A 16,620-nucleotide genomic window follows, 5' to 3' on the forward strand; every position below is an offset into this window, starting at 1 on the left:
CCGCGTAGGGGATTGACACGCTAAGCAGCCGATCTTTACGTTGTCAACAATCTACAGGCGAACCGCGGGCCTACTCTGCTACCCGCGGCCAGTCCGGCAAAACACCACTCCCCTCCGCACCACCTGCCATGACACGTCCACCTCAGGCGTACGGACCAGCATCTCTGTACGCGTGCAGCCACGAAGGGGCACTGCATTGGACATCACGACCTTCGGCGGACCCGTCCCGCAGCTCGGCATCGGCGTAGTCGCCCCGTTCGACTTCGCGCTCGATCGCGAACTGTGGCGTTGGACCCCCGAGGAGATCTCCCTCCACCTGACCCGCACCCCGTACGTTCCCGTGGAGGTCAGCGTGGACATGGCTCGCTTGATCAGCGAGCACGAGACCCTGCACAACGCCGTCATGGCGCTCGACGCGGTCCGGCCCGCGTCCTACGCGTACGCCTGCACGTCCGGCAGCTTCGTCGGCGGCATCGCGCACGAACGCGCGATGTGCGTGTCCATGAGCGGGGCGGGCGGCGGCGCGCCGTCGGTCACGACGTCCGGGGCGCTGCTCGAGGCCCTCGGCGAGTTGGGGGCGCGCCGGGTCAGCGTCATCACGCCGTACACGGCGTCCCTGACCGACTCGCTCGCCGACTTCCTGGGCGAGGCGGACGTGGACGTGGTCGGGCGTCAGTACATGGGCCTGACCGGGGAGATCTGGAAGGTCGGGTATCGCAACGTGGTGGAGCTGGCCCGCTCCGCGGACCTGACGCACGCGGACTGTCTCTTCATCAGCTGCACCAACCTGGCCACGTACGACGTGATCCCGCAGTTGGAGGCGGAGCTCAGGATCCCGGTGATCTCCGCGAACCAGGTCACGATGTGGGCCGCGCTGCGGCACGCGGGCGCCCGTGCGGCGGGTGACTACCAGTCGCTGATCGACCCGGCGGCCCGCGCGGCACTCGCGCCCTACCTCGGGCAGGGCATCGCTCCTCCGGCGCCCGCCGCCGCGGCGGCGGCCGTCGTGCGGGAGGCCGCGGACCGGGAACAGATCGCCGCGACCGAGTCGACGGCGGCCGCTCCCCCGGACGAGCCGACCGCGGACCTCGACCTCGGCTGAGCCCCTGAGCGGCGCCACACCCGTGGCGCTGCCGTTCTTCGTACTGTCAACAATCTACATTTGACCGGATCCCCGGTACACTGCCTGCACGAAAGGACGTCAGAAGCATGAGCGAGAAGACCACCCGAGTCGGGTTCCTGTACCCCGGTCACTCCGCAGAGGACGACTACCCGCGCCTCGAGCGGATGATCGGCGGCGGCGCCCGGCTGACGCTCGTCCACACGGACATCGGCGTGGACGCGCACCGGGTGGACGACCTCCTGGAGATGGGTTCCACGCACCGTCTCAAGGCGGCGCTCGGCGAGCTGCTCACCCAGCCACAGGACGTGGTGGTGTGGGCGTGCACCAGCGCCAGCTTCATCTTCGGCCCCGAGGGCGCCCGCGAGCAGGTCGCCGAACTCGCCGAGGCGGCGGGCCTTCCGGTCGAGCGGGCCTCCTCCACGTCCTTCGCCTTCGCGCACGCCGTCCGGGCGCTCGGGGTGCGCCGCCTGGCCATCGCCGCGACGTACCCGGACGATGTGGCGGGCTACTTCGTCCGGTTCCTTGAGCACCACGGCTCCGAGGTCGTCTCGGTGTCGGGGCAGGGCATCATCACCGCCGCCGAGGTCGGCACGCTGGGCCGCGAGCAGGTCATCGAACTGGCGCGGGAGAACGACCACCCGGACGCCGAGGCGATCCTGCTGCCGGACACGGCGCTGCACAGCGCCGCCTGGCTGGACGACCTCGAGGAGGCCGTCGGCAAGCCCGTTCTGACGGCCAACCAGGTCACTGCCTGGGAAGGCCTGCGGCTCGCGGGCGACGAGACGCCGCGCGAGGGCCTCGGCTCGCTGTTCCGGCTCTCCCGCACTCCCCATTCCCCGACACCCGCGGCCGTGTGAAGCGCCGCGCCGATTAGAGGACCGAACTGAATATGGCCACTGCGAAAACGCTGCGACCGGTCAAGCGTGAACCCGCGGCGACCGTCATCGCCGCCCGGCTCACCGAAGCGATCATGGACGGCACCCTGGCGCCCGGCACCCAGCTGGGCGAGGCCGAGCTGGCGGGCCAGCTCGGCGTGAGCCGGGGCCCGCTGCGCGAGGCTCTGCAACGCCTCGTGCAGCAGGGCATCGCCGTCAGCGCACCGCATCGCGGCGTCTTCGTGACCCGCCTCGACGAGGACGACGTACGCGACATCTATCTGGCGCGCACCGCCATGGAGTCCGCGGCCTGCCGCCTCGTCCTCCAGAACGACCCGCAGACCACGGCGAACCATCTGGAGAAGGCGCACCGCAGGATGGAGTCGGCGGCGCGGCGGGGCAACGAAGCGGCGCTGAGCGCCGCCGACATGGACTTCCACCAGGTGCTCGTCGAGGAGTCCGGCAGCCCGCGACTGCAGCGCATCGCGCAGACCCTGTTCGTGGAGACGCGGATGTGTCTGTCGGTCCTCACCGACGACCATCCCGATCCGGACGCGCTGGTCGAGGAGCACGCGGAGCTGATCGAGGCGATGCGCGACGAGGACGAGGAGCGCCTGCTCACGCTCCTCGACGCGCACATGCAGGACGCGGTCAGCCGGCTCACCGGCGAGGCCGCGCAGGCGGCGGCCGAACCGGACGCGGTGGCGGGCTGACCGCACCGCACTGCCTACGAGGCACGGCCCCCGGCGACGTATCGCCGGGGGCCGTTCTCGTACGCGCGCATACCCGGCCGCTTGTCGGAAATCCGTGGATCCGGGCACCCCCGCATCGGTTTTCCGGGGTTCGGGGACCCTGGCTGGCCTCGATGCCGCCCGAGGACGGAAGGTGCTCACGGTCGAAAAGTCGAACGCGGCGCGCTGCGCCGCAGGAGAGGGTCTTCGTGAACGTGGCGACAACGGCGAACGGAACACGGGAGCGGCGGGCCGTCACCCTCGTCATGGCCTGTGTCGGGGTGTTCGTCGCCTATCTGCCGGTGACCTCCGTGTCGGTGAGTCTCCCGGCGATCCAGCGCGCGCTCGGCGCGTCCACATCCGAGCTGTCCTGGGTGTCCGACGCGTTCGTCCTGCCGATGGCGGCGCTCATCCTGACGGCGGGTGTGTTCGGCGATGTGCACGGGCGCAAGAAGGTGTTCCAGACGGGCCTCGCGTTCACCGCCGTGGGTGCCGCGACGGCGCTGTGCGCGCAGTCCGTCGAGGTGGTGTGGGCCGGTCAGGCGTTGGCCGGGATCGGGGCGGCCGCACTGCTGCCGACGACGCTGGCGATGATCAGCCAGGCGGTCCCCGACCCGCGTGAGCGCGGCAAGTTCGTCGGCCTGTGGGCGTCGTCCCTAATGGCGGCGCTGGCGGTGGGCCCGCTGATCTCGGGCGTGATCCTGGCGCACACGGAGTGGCGCTGGATCTATCTGCCGTCCATTCCCGTGGCACTGCTCGCCATGGTGGTCGCCGCTCGGCTTGTGAAGGACTCCCGCTCCCCGCATGCCCGGGCGCTCGACTGGCCGGGGCAGATCACCGCCACGGTCGCCATCACGGCGCTCGTGTACGGAGTGATCGAGGGCGGCGCGGGATCCTTCACGGACGCCCGTGTGCTGGTGGCGCTGGGGCTCGCCGTGGTCGGCCTGATCGCCTTCGTCGTGTTCGAGCGGCGCAGCGCCAGTCCGATGCTCGACCTGGGGCTCTTTCGCAGCGCGGGATTCAGTGCGACGAGCCTGATCGCGATGATCACCTTCATGGGGCTCATCGGGTTCTTCTTCGTGCTCAGCCTCTACTTCGGGATGGTGCAGCAGCTCGACACCCTCGACGCCGGGTACCGGCTGCTGATGGTGACCGGGGTGTGCTTCTTCGTCGGCCCGGTGGCCGGGCGTGTGATGCACCGGATCTCGCCGCGCGTGCTGATCACCGTCGGCCTGCTGTGCGCCGCGGGCGCGCTGTTCTCGCTGACGTCGCTGACCGCCGACACCTCGTTCGGCCCGATGGCCTGGCGTCTGGCCCTGCTCGGTCTCGGCATGGGTCTCGTCGTCACACCGATGACGGCGACCGCCGTGTCGTCCGTGCCGCACCATCTGGCGGGCATGGCCGCGGCGGGCAACAACGCGTTGCGGCAGGTGGGCGGCGCGCTCGGTCCTGCGATCCTCGGCGCGCTGCTCACGTCCAGGTCCACGGGGAATCTGGCCGGGCACCTGGCCGATGCCGGGGTCACCGGGTCCGCGGCGGAGCGGGTCGTCGGTGCGGTCGAGGCGCGGGGGCTCGGGGCGGTCGCGCAGCTGGACCTCGGGGCGCAGCGGGGGCGGGCGCTCGGCGCGCTGTCCGAGTCGTTCCTCGACGGGATGCAGTTGTGCCTGATCGTGGCCGGTTCGCTGGCGGTGCTCGCGGCGCTGGTCGGTGCGGTGCTGCTGCGCCGTCCGAAGCCGGCCGCGCCCTCGCCCGAGCCCGTGACGGCGGTCGAAACGGTGGACACGCACGAGCCCGCCCTGTCCGGCACCGTGCGTGACGCGGCGGGCGCGGGCCTCGCGGGCGCGGTACTCACCCTCATCTCGCCCACGGGCCGGCAGCTCGCGCGCGCCGTCGCCGGGCCCGGCGGGCATTACCGCATGCCCGTTCCCGGTCCCGGCGCCCATGTGCTGATCACGACGGCGGACGGCCACCACCCGCACGCGACGAATCTCGTCCTGGCCGAGGGCTCCTCCGAGCACGACATCCTGCTGTCCGGCGCGGGCAGCATGACCGGCAAGGTTCTCGGCGCCGACGACGGGCTCCCCCTCGCCCACGCCGTCGTCACGGTGACGGACGCCCGCGGCGACGTCCTGGCGAACGGTGTCACCGACGCCTCGGGGAGCTACGTCTTCGGGGACATCGCCGAGGGCGAGATCACGATCTCCGTGACCGCCGAAGGGTTCCGGCCCACCGCCGTCGCGGCGCGGGCCGCCAAGTCCGCCACCGTCCAGCCGGACATCGCGCTGCGGCCGGGCGTCCGCCTTCAGGGACAGATCCGTACGAAGGCGGAGCTGCGGCCGCTGTCCGACGCGCGCGTGACACTGCTCGACGCGGCCGGGAACGTGGTGGGCACCTCGACCACCGGCTCGGACGGCGCGTACGCCTTCGGTGACCTGGACGCGGGCGAGTACTCACTGGTCGCGACCGGATACCCGGCCTCGACCCGGGCGGTGTCCGTGAACGGCCGGGCGGTGGAGGCACTCGACCTGGACCTCGCGCACCCGCACGGCTGAGGGAATGGCGACGAGCCCGGGACCGCATCAGGCGGTCCCGGGCTCACGCGTTTGCGAACGGTGCCGCTTCCCGCCGCTCCTCCCGGCTCCTTTACGATCACGCGTAGGCCCACCCACCATGACCTCGCCCCCACCGGAGCCCCACGTGCTCGACGCACTCGACCTGCAGTTGCTGCAAGCCTTGCAGCTCGACGGGCGGGCGCCGTTCAGCCGGATCGCGGCCGTCCTCGGTGTCTCCGACCAGACCGTCGCCCGCCGGTTCCGGCGGCTGCGCGGGAGCGTGGGCCTGCGGGTCATCGGTGTCACCGACGAGGCGCTGCTCGGGCGCAGCAGCTGGCTGGTCCGGCTGCGCTGCGCCCCGGACGGCGCGGAGCAGCTGGCGGGCGCGCTCGCGCGGCGCCCCGACACGTCGTACGTGGGTCTGCTCTCGGGCGGCACGGAAGTGCTGTGCTCGATCAGGCCGCGCGGCGGCCAGGAGGACGAGCTGCTCCTGGCCCGTCTTCAGCGCACGCCGCTCGTCACGTCGGCTACCGCGCAGTGCGTGCTGCATCCGTTCTACGGTGGCCCGGTCGGCTGGCTCAACAAGATAAACGCGCTCGACGCGGACCAGCAGGCGGCCCTGCGGGCACCGGTCGTCGAGCCGTCCGCTCCGCCCCCGGTGCTCGACGAGGTCGACGAGACCCTGCTGGCCCTGCTCCGCCGGGACGGGCGGGTGGCGCTCACCGAACTCCAGGCGGCCACCGGCCAGTCGGAGTCGGTCGTCAAGCGCCGCCTGGACCGGCTGCGGGCGAGCGGGGTCCTCTACCTCGACGTGCAGCACACCCACGAGCTGCTCGGCCGGTCGGTCATGGCGGCGCTGTGGCTGACCGTCGCCCCGTCCGCGCTCGCCTCCGTGGGCGAGTCCCTCGCGGCGCATCCCGAGGTGCGGTTCGCGGCGGCGGTGACCGGGGTGGCCGGGGTGTTCGCCGCGACCGTGCACCGTGACACCCGCGAGCTGTACTCGTACGTGAGCGAGGGGATCGGGGCGCTCTGCGGTGTCCGGTCCGTGGAGAGCGCCCTCTTCGTACGACAGGTCAAGCAGCTCACGTACGAGCCGGGCCGCTGACCTCCCGCGTGGTGCGCCCGCCGACGGTGACCAGCACGAGACAGGCGAGGGCGACGACGGCGATCGCACTGAGCATCACCGAGTAGGGCAGCCACGCCGACAGCGTCGCCAGGACGGTGGGCAGCAGGAACCCGGCGTAGGCGAGCGTGTAGTAGATGCCGGTCAGTCCCGCGAGGTCGTCGGGGCCCGCCATCCGCTGGATCTCCAGGAGCCCGGAGACGACGGCGATGCCGTATCCGGCGCCGAGCGCGACGGCGGCGGCCGCTGCCAGCCAGGGTGACAGCGCGGCGGAGTTGACTGCGCACAGCACGGTGCCGAGCAGCATGACCGACATGGCCGCGACCGGCGCCCGCCCGCCGCGGGGGCCCTTGCGGTTGTCGAGCTTCTTGGCCAGTGGCTGCACGGCGGCGCCGGTGCCCAGGGTCAGTACCGTGAGCGCGGTCGCGTAGGCGAGGCCCCAGTGTCCGACCTGGTTGTCGACGAGCTGGGGCATGACCGCGTAGGCGAGCCCGGCGGCGCCGAACACCCAGGGCGCCATCGGGAGGACCACCCAGCGGAAGCGGCGGCGGGCGGGGGCGGGGATGCGGAGGTCGGCGGCGAGTTCACCGAGCAGGGCCCGCAGCGAGCCGGCCGCGCCGCGCAGCGCGGTCCGCGTCTCGGGGATGCGCAGCAGGAGCACGGGGACGGCGGCGGTGAGCACGATGTGGACGACGTAGGGCGTCACCATCGGCCAGGGGCCCCACTGGGCCAGGGCTCCGGCGACGCCCGCGCCGAGGCCGAAGCCGGCGGTCTGGCACAGGGAGGCGCGGCGCGCGGCGGCGCCGATGTCCGCCCCTGTCGACAGCTCCTTGACCCAGCTGCTGCCCACCGCCATGGCGATCCCGACGGCGACGCCGGTCATCAGGCGTCCTCCGTAGATGGGCCAGGCGCTGTGTTCGCCGAAGCACAGGACGAGGCTCGCGAGGATGGAGGCGACGGTCCCCGCGATCATCACGGGGCGTCGTCCGCGCCGGTCGGATATCGGCCCGGCGAGCAGCAGGCCGGGGACCAGGCCGACGACGTAGGCGCCGAGGAAGGCGTCGACGCTGAGCGTCGAATAGCCGCCCAGTTCGCGGTACATGAGCAGGAGCGGAGTGAACTGGTTGCCGCCCCAGCCGCAGACGAACATCGCCGCGGCGACGGTTCGCCACTGGCCGGGCCGGACGGGAGCGGCCGCGGGTTCGGCGGGCTGCTGGGTGGTGTGCGTGTCGAGCATCGTGAGGGCAGGGCTCTTTCAGGGGTGTGGGGGGGGTGCGGGGGTGGTTCAGTGCTGGGGGCCGTGTGTGGCGGCCAGGTGGGCGCGCAGTGCCTCCGCGAACGCGGCGCCGTCCCGTGCGCCGAGGTGGTCGAGCAGCGCCTCGTGCTCGTCGGCGAGGCCGGGCAGCCGCTCGGGCCGGTGGCCAAGCGCGGAGACGCTCATGCGGCGTTGCCGGTCGCCGAGGGTCTCGTAGAAGCGGGCGGCGATGGCGTTGCCCGAGGCCTCGACGACACCGCGGTGAAAGGCCTCGTCCGCGACGGCGAAAGCACGTACGTCCTCCGCGCTCGCCAACTCCCTCTGGCGAGCGATGAGTTCACGCAGCCGCTCCTCGCGCTCGGGGGCGAGGCCGACGCGCGCGATGCGTTCGGCGGCGGACTGCTCGACGGCCTGCCGCATCTCCAGCACGTCCGCCGCTTCCCCCGGCGGGACGGGCACGACGACGGCGCCGCGCTTGGGATGCAGCGTCAGCAACTCCTCGGTCTCCAGCCGCAGGAAGGCCTCCCGCACGGGTGTCCGGCTCACCTGCACGCGCTCGGCGATCTCCCCCTCGCTGATGAGGCTGCCGCCGGGGAGCTCCCCGGTGAGGATCAGCTCCTTGGTGACGGCGTAGACCGTGGTGGCCGCCGAGGCGGGTTTCGTCTGCTGGGGGTGGGTCCGAGGCATGGCTCGACCCTAGCAGCCATAGATACAAGCTTGTATCTATGGCTCACTCGCGGAAAGCCGGCGCAACATTGGTCCGATCAAAGCATTGACCTGCTTGATCTGACGGTTCTACTCTCACCACATTGGTCGAACCAAAGCGGGTTCGACCGGTGAACGAGACCTTTTGACCCGAACCTGGGAGACCGCCGTGGCGCTTGATCTGCCGCAGTTGGTCCGCGCGCTCTCGGAGCAGAGCACGCCGGACACGGAGGGCGGGCGGCTGCGGCTGCCCACCGAGCGGGAGCTGGTGGCCCGCCTCGAGATCAGCCGGGGCGCCCTGCGCGAGCAGCTGTCGATCCTCGAGCACCTCGGGTTCCTCGACCGCACGCAGGGCCGCGGCTCCTTCCTCACCGCACCCGACGCGACGTTCCTCCAGCTGTACTTCGACATGGCCGGACAGCTCGGGCACCTGACGCAGCCCCAGTTCCGCTCCGCCCGCGAGATCCTGGAGACGGCGCTCGCCGAGGCCGCCGCCCGCCGTGCCACCGCCGATGACGTCGACGAACTACGTGGCCTGGTCGACGAGATGGTGCGCGCCACCACCGCGGGCGAGTCGGCCGTCGCGCTGGAGGCGGACCTCGACTTCCACCGGCGGCTGTGCGAGATCGTCGGCAATCCGGTGTTCGACCTCATGCACGAGGCCCTCAGCCACGCCCTGCGCAGCGAGCTGGTGGACCGGCGAGAGCTCGCCATGCGGGTCCCGCTGCCGCCCGGCCGCAGCCTCGTCATCGACACCGTGCACTACGGCATCGTCGAGGCCATAGACGGGCGCGACGGCGAGGGCGCCCGCGCGGCGATGCGCCGCCACTTCGAGGTGTGGTCCTCCTTCACCGACGCCTGCGCACACCACCCCAGCGACGACGCCGCCGGCTGCTGACCTTCAAGGAACACCAGATGAACCCCTCCCCCTTCGGCCCGCTCGTCTTCGTCGGCATCGGCGCCATCGGCCTGCCCATGGCCTCCCGCATCGCCGCCGCAGGACACACCGTCACGGGTGTCGACCCGGCGCCCGGTGCCGCCGACCGCGCGAAGGCGGCCGGACTTGCCGGTGCCGTCACGGCCATCGGTGACGCCCCCGGCGACGCCGCCACGACGATCGTCATGGTGGCCACTCCCGCCCAGCTCGCCACGCTCGTCGACGACGCGCTCTCGGCCCGCCCCGACCAGGGCGGGCGGCACTGGGTGATCATGAGCACGGTAGGTCCGGACGCCGTGCGCACCCAGGCCGAGCGGCTCGGCGCGGCCGGTGCGCACGTGGTCGACGCCCCCGTGACTGGTGGTGTGGCCCGTGCCCGCACCGGCGAGTTGACCATCTTCGCCGCCGGCGCCGCCGACGACGTGGCCGCCGTCACCCCGGTCCTCAGCGCCTGCGGCACGGTCCGCGGCGTCGGCGAGCGGGCCGGTGACGGGCAGGCCATCAAGGTGGTCAACCAGCACCTGTGCTCGGTGCACATCGTCGCCGCCGCCGAGGCGCTGAACCTGGCCTCGTCCCTCGACCTCGACCCCGCACAGGTCCTCGGCCTGATCGAAGGCGGGGCCGCCGGTTCCTTCATGCTCGCCGACCGGGGGCCGCGCATGCTGGGCGGCACCGACGTCGAGGTCACCAGCGCCGTCTCCATCTTCGTCAAGGACAGCGGCCTGGTCGCCGACGCGGCGCGCGCCGCCGACGCCCCCACTCCCCTGCTCGATCTAGCCCGCGACCGCTATCTGGCCGCCGCGGACCGCGGTCTCGCCGCGCGCGACGACTCCCGCGTCATCGAGACGTACCAGACCCCCTGACCCCGCGCGCAGGGGCGCGGCGACGATCCCGCCCCTGCGCGCGGCAGAACAAGGAGCCGCCCATGAGCGCCGTCAGCAGAGCCGCCGACGCGCCCCGCCGCGACAGTCCCACCAAGGTCTCCCTGGCCTCGATGGTCGGATCCGCGGTGGAGAGCTATGACTTCTTCATCTACGGCACCGCCTCCGCCGCGTACTTCGGAGCTGAGTTCTTCCACACCGACAACCAGCTCGTCGGCGTCCTGGCCTCCTTCGCCACCCTCGCCGTCGGATTCTTCTTCCGCCCCCTCGGCGGCTATCTCGCCGGCCACTTCGGTGACCGCATCGGACGCAAGACCGTTCTGAACGCCTCGCTGATGCTGATGGGCGTCGCGACCGTCCTCGTCGGCGCGCTGCCCACCTTCCAACAGGTCGGCGTCATCGCCCCGGTCCTATTGATCCTGCTGCGCATCCTGCAAGGCATCGGGTTCGGGGCGGAGTGGGGCGGCGCCGTCCTGATGTCCGTCGAGCACGCGCCGCCGCACCGGCGCGGCCGATACGGGGCCGTCCCGCAGATCGGTATTCCCGCCGGACTGCTCCTCGCCAATGGCACCTTTCTTCTCAGCGAGCAGTTGTTCAGCGGAAGTTGGGTGTGGCGAGCGCCGTTCCTCTTCTCCATCGTGATGGTCGTCGTCGGCCTCTTCATCCGGCTGCGGATCAAGGAGTCGCCCGAGTTCACGCAGATGAAGGAGAAGGGCGAGATCCGCAAGGCGCCGGCCCTCGACGTGCTGCGCAGCGACTGGCGCATCGTCCTCAAGATCACGATGCTGCGGCTCGCCGAGACCGGCGGCTACTACGTCACGACCAGCTTCGTCCTGTCCTACGTGGGCCTTGCCGACCTGGGCACCAGCAACGATGTCCTGCTGGGCACGATCGTCGGTTCGGTGATCGGTCTCGGCAGTCATCTGTTCTTCGGCGCACTGTCCGACCGGATCGGTCGCAAGCCGGTGTTCCTCATCGGCGCGGTGTTCACCATCGTCTTCGGCTTCCCGATGTTCCTGCTGGTCAACACCGGCACCACCGTGTTCATCGTGATCGCCGTCGTACTGGGCCTCGTGCTCAGCCACGACCCGATCTTCGCCGTCGAATCCTCCTGGTTCTCCGAGCAGTTCCCCCGCGAGGTCCGCTCCTCCGGCATCTCGCTCGGCTACAACCTGGCGTCCCTCGTCGCCGGCCTGCTGCCCTTCGCGGCGACCGCCCTCTACGGGTGGATCGGCTGGACAGGGCCCGCCGTCCTGTTCTGCCTGCTGGGCGTCGTCTCCGTCGCCGCGGCCCTTGTCACCCCGGAGACCGCCCCGGCCAGGACCCGGAAGCCCAGCGACGCCACCTCGTCCACTCCCCTCACCACCGAGAAAGTCTCATGACAGCGATATCCGTGACCGAGGCCCCCACAGAGGCCGCATCTCCCGAGCGCGTCAGCCGTGTCCGCGACGCCGCGTACCGCATGCGCCACCACGTCCTGACGATGGGCGAAGGACAGGGCCAGGGCTACGTCGGTCAGGCCCTCGGCGTCGCCGACATGCTCGCCGCCGTCTACGTCGACCAGCTGCGGCTGCGCGCCGAGGAACCCGAGTGGGCGGACCGCGACCGCTTCCTGCTGTCCACCGGCCACTACGCGATCGGCCTGTACGCGGCGCTCGTCGAGTCCGGCACCGTCCCCGTCGAGGAGCTGTCCACCTACGGCACCGACGGCTCGCGGCTGCCGATGTCCGGCATGGCCTCGTACACACCCGGCATGGAGATCTCCGGCGGCTCGCTCGGGCACGGTCTGACCGTCGCGGTCGGAATGGCGCTCGGCCTGCGTTTCCAGGGCAATGGCGCCCGTGTCTTCAACTTCCTGTCCGACGGCGAGCTCGACGAGGGCTCGACGTGGGAGGCCGCGATGGGCGCGCACCACCACCGGCTGGGCAACATCACCGCCCTCGTCGACATGAACGCCCTGCAGGCCGACGGCGCCACCGACACCGTGCTCTCCATCGAGCCGGCCGAGGAGAAGTGGCAGGCCTGCGGCTGGTTCACGCAGCGTGTGGACGGCAACGACATCGAGGCGCTGCTGCACGCCCTGGACGCGGCCGGTGAGGCCTCGGCGGCGGAGGGCAAGCCATCGGTGATCCTCTGCGACACCCGTATCGGGCGCGGTGTGCCGCTCCTGGAGGCGCGCGAGAAGGCGCACTTCATGCGGATCGACGAGCACGAATGGGCGGTGTGCCGTGAGCAGTTGACTGCGGGGCACGGGGCAGACGTCCCGGCGGGCGAGAACAAGGAAACGGAAGCGGCACGATGAGCACCACTACCCCCACCCCGGCCAAGCGGCTCACCACGTCCGCGATGATCGCGTCGTTCGCCGACCCCGGCCAACGCACCTCCCCGGCCCCCTTCGGCAAGGCCCTCGCCGCGGCGGCGGAGCAGGACCGGCGGATCGTCGGCCTCACCGCCGACCTCGGCAAGTACACCGACATGCACGTCTTCGCGCAGGCGCACCCGGACCGGTTCTTCCAGATGGGCATGGCCGAACAGCTGCTGTTCGGTGCGGCGGCCGGTATGGCGGAGACAGGCCTCGTGCCGTTCGCCTCGACGTACTCGGTGTTCGCGGCCCGCCGTGCGTACGACTTCATCTGCCTCGACATCGCCGAGCCGAACCTGAACGTCAACGTCGTCGGCGGCCTTCCCGGCCTGACCACCGGCTACGGGCCCAGCCACCAGGCCACCGAGGACGTGGCGATCTTCCGCGGGATGCCGAATCTCACCATCGTCGACCCGTGCGACGCGCTCGACATCGAACAGGCGGTGCCGCAGCTCGCCGCGCACGAGGGTCCGACGTATCTGCGGCTGCTGCGTGGCAAGGTGCCGATGGTGCTCGACGAGTACGACTACACCTTCGAGTTGGGCAAGGCGAAGGTCGTACGGGACGGGCGCGATGTCGTGTTCGTCTCCAGCGGTCTGATGACGATGCGGGCGCTGCAGGCGGCTCAGAAGCTGGCCGCGCACAAGGTGGACGTGGCGGTCGTGCACGCGCCGACGCTCAAGCCGTTCGACGAGGGGACCGTGCTGCGCGAGCTGGCCGGTGACCGGCTCGCGGTGACCCTTGAGAACCACACCGTGGTCGGTGGCCTCTTCGAGACGGTGGCGTCCGCGGCTGTCCGTACCGGGCTCGGCAAGCAGGTGCTGCCGATCGCGCTGCCGGACGAGTTCATCGACGCGGGCGCGCTGCCGACGCTGCACGACCGCTACGGGCTCGCCACCGACCGTGTGGTGGAGAAGGTGCTCGCGGCGCTCTGATCCGTGGTGAGGTGAGGTGCCCGGCCGCGCGCCGGGCACCTCAGCGCGTCGTCAGGCGGCCCGCTCCAGGCAGTCCTCCACCACCCTCTTGTCGAGCGCGGCCCGCACCAGGGCCGCGGACAGTTCGGCTCGCGGGGTGTCGCCGGCGAGGCGGGCCAAGGTGGTGGGGTTCTCCGGGAGGCCCAGGCGCTGTGCGCCCTGGAGGGCCTTGGTGTCCAGGTAGGGGGCGTACTCCGGCCAGATGTCCTGGACCTCCCGAAGGAAGATGCTCACTCCGGTCGGGCCGAGGCCGGGGGTGCGGCGGAGCAGGGCGCGCATCTCGTTCTCGTCGCCGTCCGCCCGCTCGCGCATCCTGCGCAGGTCGCCGCCCCAGTCGTCGAGCACCATGCGGGCGCCGTCGCCGAGTTGGGTGGCGGTGCGTTCGTCGTAGCGGCGGTAGCCGCCCTCCCCCAGCGCGTCGACGCGTTGCTGCCACGTCGCTTCGGCCATGGTGCGCGGGTCGCGCAGGCCCGCGTCGTACAGGGCGCGGGCCGTGGCCACCGAGACCGGGGCCCGGATGCGGGCGCTGAGCAGGCTCGCGAGGACGAGTGTGCGGTACAGGGGTTGCGGGGTGTTCTTGAGGCGGATGTCGGCCTCGGCGGCGTAGGTCTGCCCCTGGCTGTCGAGGAGTACTCGTAGCAGCTTCTTGTCGCCGGGCATGGTCACGTGTGCTCCCTGACGACATCGGTCGGGTCCTTGTCGTCCCGTAGTCCCTGGTAGCGGGGGTGGCGGAGCATGCCGTCGCGGGTCCATTCGGAGAACTCGATCTGTGCGACGAGCCGGGGCCGCGCCCAGTGCGCGGTGCGTTCCGCGACGCGGTCGGTGAACGGTGAGCGGGGCTGCTGGAGTGCGTCGAGTCGTTCGCGCAGGGCGCGGAGGGTGCGGCGGTCGAAGCCGGTGCCGACCTTGCCCGCGTAGCGGAGCAGATCGCCCTCGTAATAGCCGATGAGCAGCGCGCCGATGCCCTCTCTGCTGCCGGTGGGTTCGGTGAAGCCGCCGATGACGAACTCCTGCCCGTGGGCGCACTTCAGTTTCAGCCAGTCGCCGGAGCGGCGCGGCTGGTACGTGCTGTCGGCCCGCTTGGCGATGAGTCCCTCCCAGCCGCGCTCGCAGGCGTCGGCGAGGAGTTCGGCGCCGCCGTTGTTGCGGTGGGCGCTGAAGCGGAGGGGGTCGGTGAAGGTGATGGCCTGCCGGAGGAGGGACTTGCGGGTGCGCAGGGGGAGGCGGCGGATGTCCGTGCCGTCGGCGCGCAGCAGGTCGAAGACGTAGTACTTCACGGCCACGTCGCTCGCCGCGACGTCGCGGGGCTTCGTCAGTCCCATGCGCTGCTGGAGGCGCGAGAAGTCCGTGCGGCCGTGCGCGTAGGCGACGATCTCGCCGTCGACGGTGAAGTCCGCGGCGTCCTGCGCGTCGAGCGCTTCGACGATCTCGGGGTACGTGGCGTCGAGGCGGCGCCCCGAGCGGGAGCGGATCGTGGTGCGGCCGTTCTCGCGGACGGCGAGGACGCGGATGCCGTCGAGCTTCCGCTCGAAGATCCAGCCCTCGGCGAACTCGCGGCGGTCGCTGAGCGTCGCCAGCATCGGCGAGGCCGCGAGTTCGACGCCGGGTGCAGCGTCGCGGACGCGGTTCGCCAGTTCGGGTGGGAGTGTGTCGAGGAGGCCGGTCATGTGCCGTCGCTGCCTTCGGCCTCTTCGGCGACCTGGCGCAGGGTGCGGCCGCTGCGGGCGGAGCGGGCGCGCCGGGGGTCGGGGGTGCCGCCGCTGCCGCCCGATCCCTTGCGCACGAGGAGCCAGGTGGGTTTGTCCTCGTGGCCCTTGAAGCGGGTGAGTGCGTACCGGCCGCGCAGTTTCTCACCGTGCAGGTCGAACGTGGCGTGGCCGTTCTCCAGCGCCTCCTCGAACGGCACGGGCCGGTCGCGTTTGTCGTGGCCGGCGGGCCGGTAGGTGCCGCGGTCCCAGACGATGACGGTGCCGCCGCCGTACTCGTCGTGCGGGATCACGCCTTCGAAGTCGCGGTAGTCGAGGGGGTGGTCCTCGGTAGGGACGGCGAGCCGCTTGTCGTGGGGGTCGGTGGAGGGCCCCTTCGGGATCGACCAGGATTTGAGCACGCCGTCGACCTCGAGGCGGAAGTCGAAGTGCATCGTGCTCGCGTCATGGATCTGCACCACGAACGCGGGCTCTTCGTCGTCCCGCGCCGCGGTGTGATCGCCGGACGGCTCGGCGGTGGTGTCGAAGTTCCGCTTGCCGCGATAGGTCCGCAGCCGGTCCTTCTCGCTCACGGCCGCTCCCTTCGGTCGGCGCCGCTGCCTGTTCCGCCGGGGCCGGGTACCCGACAACGATCACGGGTACCCGCCCGCCACGCCGGCGGTTCGCTCAGGCCGCGGACGCCTCGTCGGCGATGGTGCGCTCCTCGCCCGCGGGGTGCGTGAGCCGATGGACGAGGGCCGCGATCACGCCGCCGACCAGGGGCGCCACGATGAACAGCCAGAGCTGGGACAGCGCGTCGCCACCGGCGAAGATCGCGGGGCCGAGGCTGCGCGCCGGGTTCACGGACGTACCGGTGAGCGGGATGCCGACCAGGTGGATCACGGCGAGGGCGATGCCGATGGGCAGTCCGTCGAAGCCGACGACGGCCACGCGGTGGGTCACGGCGAGCACCACGAACACGAGCAGGAAGGTCAGCACGACCTCTGCGAGGAACGCGCCGCCCATGTTGATGTGCACGTCGGAGCGGTCACCGTAGCCGTTGGACCCGAAGGCCCCCTTGGTCTGGAGGCCCGGCACCTGCTTGGCGAGCAGGAACAGCAGGGCCGCGCCGACGATGCCGCCGACGAACTGGGCGATCCAGTAGCGGACGGCGGTCCCCACGTCGATGCGGCGGGCGCACAGCATGCCAAGCGTCACGGCCGGGTTGACGTGGCAGCCGGAGATCGGGCCGAGGGCGTATGCCAGGGCGAGCAGTGTGAAGCCGAAGGCGAGGGCGATGCCGAGGGTGCCGATGAACTGGGCTCCCAGGACCGCTGATCCGACGGCGAAGAACACCAGCAGCAACGTACCGAGAAATTCCGAAATGACAGCTCGCGTCTGCATCTCCTGCGTGTCC

The 16,620-nt window shown here is 71.5% G+C and carries 16 protein-coding genes; 10 read left to right on the forward strand and 6 right to left on the reverse strand.

What is annotated here, in order from left to right; all coding sequences use genetic code 11:
* Nucleotides 1-196: 196 nt before the first annotated feature.
* From ACFYWS_RS00205 to ACFYWS_RS00225, 5 genes are all read left to right on the forward strand, one after another.
* Nucleotides 197-1,102 (forward strand): decarboxylase, encoded by a 906-nt coding sequence (locus ACFYWS_RS00205; protein WP_389267806.1) that lies wholly within the window; start codon nucleotides 197-199, stop codon nucleotides 1,100-1,102.
* 107 nt (nucleotides 1,103-1,209) lie between these two features.
* Entirely contained in the window at nucleotides 1,210-1,980 is a 771-nt protein-coding gene (locus ACFYWS_RS00210; protein WP_389267808.1) for a decarboxylase, read from the forward strand.
* A 32-nt stretch (nucleotides 1,981-2,012) separates the two neighbouring features.
* Nucleotides 2,013-2,711: a GntR family transcriptional regulator gene (locus ACFYWS_RS00215; RefSeq protein WP_389267810.1), complete on the forward strand. Its 699-nt coding sequence runs from the start codon at nucleotides 2,013-2,015 to the stop codon at nucleotides 2,709-2,711.
* 227 nt (nucleotides 2,712-2,938) lie between these two features.
* The gene (locus ACFYWS_RS00220) at nucleotides 2,939-5,281 is read left to right on the forward strand and encodes a DHA2 family efflux MFS transporter permease subunit (protein ID WP_389267812.1); all 2,343 of its coding nucleotides are present in this window, start codon (nucleotides 2,939-2,941) and stop codon (nucleotides 5,279-5,281) included.
* A 145-nt stretch (nucleotides 5,282-5,426) separates the two neighbouring features.
* Nucleotides 5,427-6,386: an Lrp/AsnC family transcriptional regulator gene (locus ACFYWS_RS00225; protein WP_389267814.1), complete on the forward strand. Its 960-nt coding sequence runs from the start codon at nucleotides 5,427-5,429 to the stop codon at nucleotides 6,384-6,386.
* Here the strand turns inward: ACFYWS_RS00225 and ACFYWS_RS00230 are convergent.
* Nucleotides 6,364-7,641, reverse strand: a complete 1,278-nt coding sequence (locus ACFYWS_RS00230) for an MFS transporter (protein ID WP_389267816.1) — start codon at nucleotides 7,639-7,641, stop codon at nucleotides 6,364-6,366. The genes ACFYWS_RS00225 and ACFYWS_RS00230 overlap by 23 nt on opposite strands.
* 48 nt (nucleotides 7,642-7,689) lie before the next feature.
* Nucleotides 7,690-8,346, reverse strand: a complete 657-nt coding sequence (locus tag ACFYWS_RS00235; RefSeq protein ID WP_389267818.1) for a GntR family transcriptional regulator — start codon at nucleotides 8,344-8,346, stop codon at nucleotides 7,690-7,692.
* A 187-nt stretch (nucleotides 8,347-8,533) separates the two neighbouring features.
* Between ACFYWS_RS00235 and ACFYWS_RS00240 the strand changes: the two genes are divergently transcribed.
* The 5 genes from ACFYWS_RS00240 to ACFYWS_RS00260 all read left to right on the forward strand — a co-directional run bounded on the left by ACFYWS_RS00240 (nucleotide 8,534) and on the right by ACFYWS_RS00260 (nucleotide 13,479).
* Entirely contained in the window at nucleotides 8,534-9,262 is a 729-nt protein-coding gene (locus ACFYWS_RS00240; protein ID WP_389267820.1) for a FadR/GntR family transcriptional regulator, read from the forward strand.
* A gap of 17 nt (nucleotides 9,263-9,279) precedes the next feature.
* On the forward strand, nucleotides 9,280-10,164 hold the full coding sequence (locus ACFYWS_RS00245; RefSeq protein ID WP_389267822.1) for an NAD(P)-dependent oxidoreductase: 885 nt from the start codon (nucleotides 9,280-9,282) through the stop codon (nucleotides 10,162-10,164).
* A 62-nt stretch (nucleotides 10,165-10,226) separates the two neighbouring features.
* Entirely contained in the window at nucleotides 10,227-11,564 is a 1,338-nt protein-coding gene (locus ACFYWS_RS00250) for an MFS transporter (protein WP_389267824.1), read from the forward strand.
* A complete protein-coding gene (locus ACFYWS_RS00255) occupies nucleotides 11,561-12,484 on the forward strand; it encodes a transketolase (protein ID WP_389267826.1) in 924 nt (307 codons plus the stop codon). The genes ACFYWS_RS00250 and ACFYWS_RS00255 overlap by 4 nt, the downstream gene beginning before the upstream one ends.
* Nucleotides 12,481-13,479, forward strand: a complete 999-nt coding sequence (locus tag ACFYWS_RS00260; RefSeq protein ID WP_389267828.1) for a transketolase family protein — start codon at nucleotides 12,481-12,483, stop codon at nucleotides 13,477-13,479. Before ACFYWS_RS00255 ends, ACFYWS_RS00260 begins: the two co-directional genes overlap by 4 nt.
* A 51-nt stretch (nucleotides 13,480-13,530) precedes the next feature.
* Here ACFYWS_RS00260 and ACFYWS_RS00265 read toward each other — a convergent pair whose 3' ends face one another.
* The 4 genes from ACFYWS_RS00265 to ACFYWS_RS00280 all read right to left on the reverse strand — a co-directional run bounded on the left by ACFYWS_RS00265 (nucleotide 13,531) and on the right by ACFYWS_RS00280 (nucleotide 16,607).
* Nucleotides 13,531-14,178 carry an endonuclease gene (locus ACFYWS_RS00265; protein ID WP_389269415.1) on the reverse strand — a complete coding sequence of 216 codons (648 nt, stop codon included), beginning with the start codon at nucleotides 14,176-14,178 and terminating at the stop codon, nucleotides 13,531-13,533.
* Nucleotides 14,179-14,180: 2 nt separating this feature from the next.
* Nucleotides 14,181-15,185 (reverse strand): non-homologous end-joining DNA ligase, encoded by a 1,005-nt coding sequence (gene ligD, locus ACFYWS_RS00270; RefSeq protein WP_389267830.1) that lies wholly within the window; start codon nucleotides 15,183-15,185, stop codon nucleotides 14,181-14,183.
* Nucleotides 15,182-15,796: a DNA polymerase ligase N-terminal domain-containing protein gene (locus tag ACFYWS_RS00275; RefSeq protein ID WP_389267832.1), complete on the reverse strand. Its 615-nt coding sequence runs from the start codon at nucleotides 15,794-15,796 to the stop codon at nucleotides 15,182-15,184. The genes ligD and ACFYWS_RS00275 overlap by 4 nt, the downstream gene beginning before the upstream one ends.
* Nucleotides 15,797-15,890: 94 nt before the next feature.
* Nucleotides 15,891-16,607, reverse strand: a complete 717-nt coding sequence (locus ACFYWS_RS00280; RefSeq protein ID WP_389269417.1) for an MIP family channel protein — start codon at nucleotides 16,605-16,607, stop codon at nucleotides 15,891-15,893.
* Nucleotides 16,608-16,620: the final 13 nt, after the last annotated feature.

It is taken from the genome of Streptomyces sp. NPDC002795, assembly GCF_042888725.1.
In the GTDB taxonomy this organism is placed as follows: Bacteria; Actinomycetota; Actinomycetes; order Streptomycetales; family Streptomycetaceae; genus Streptomyces.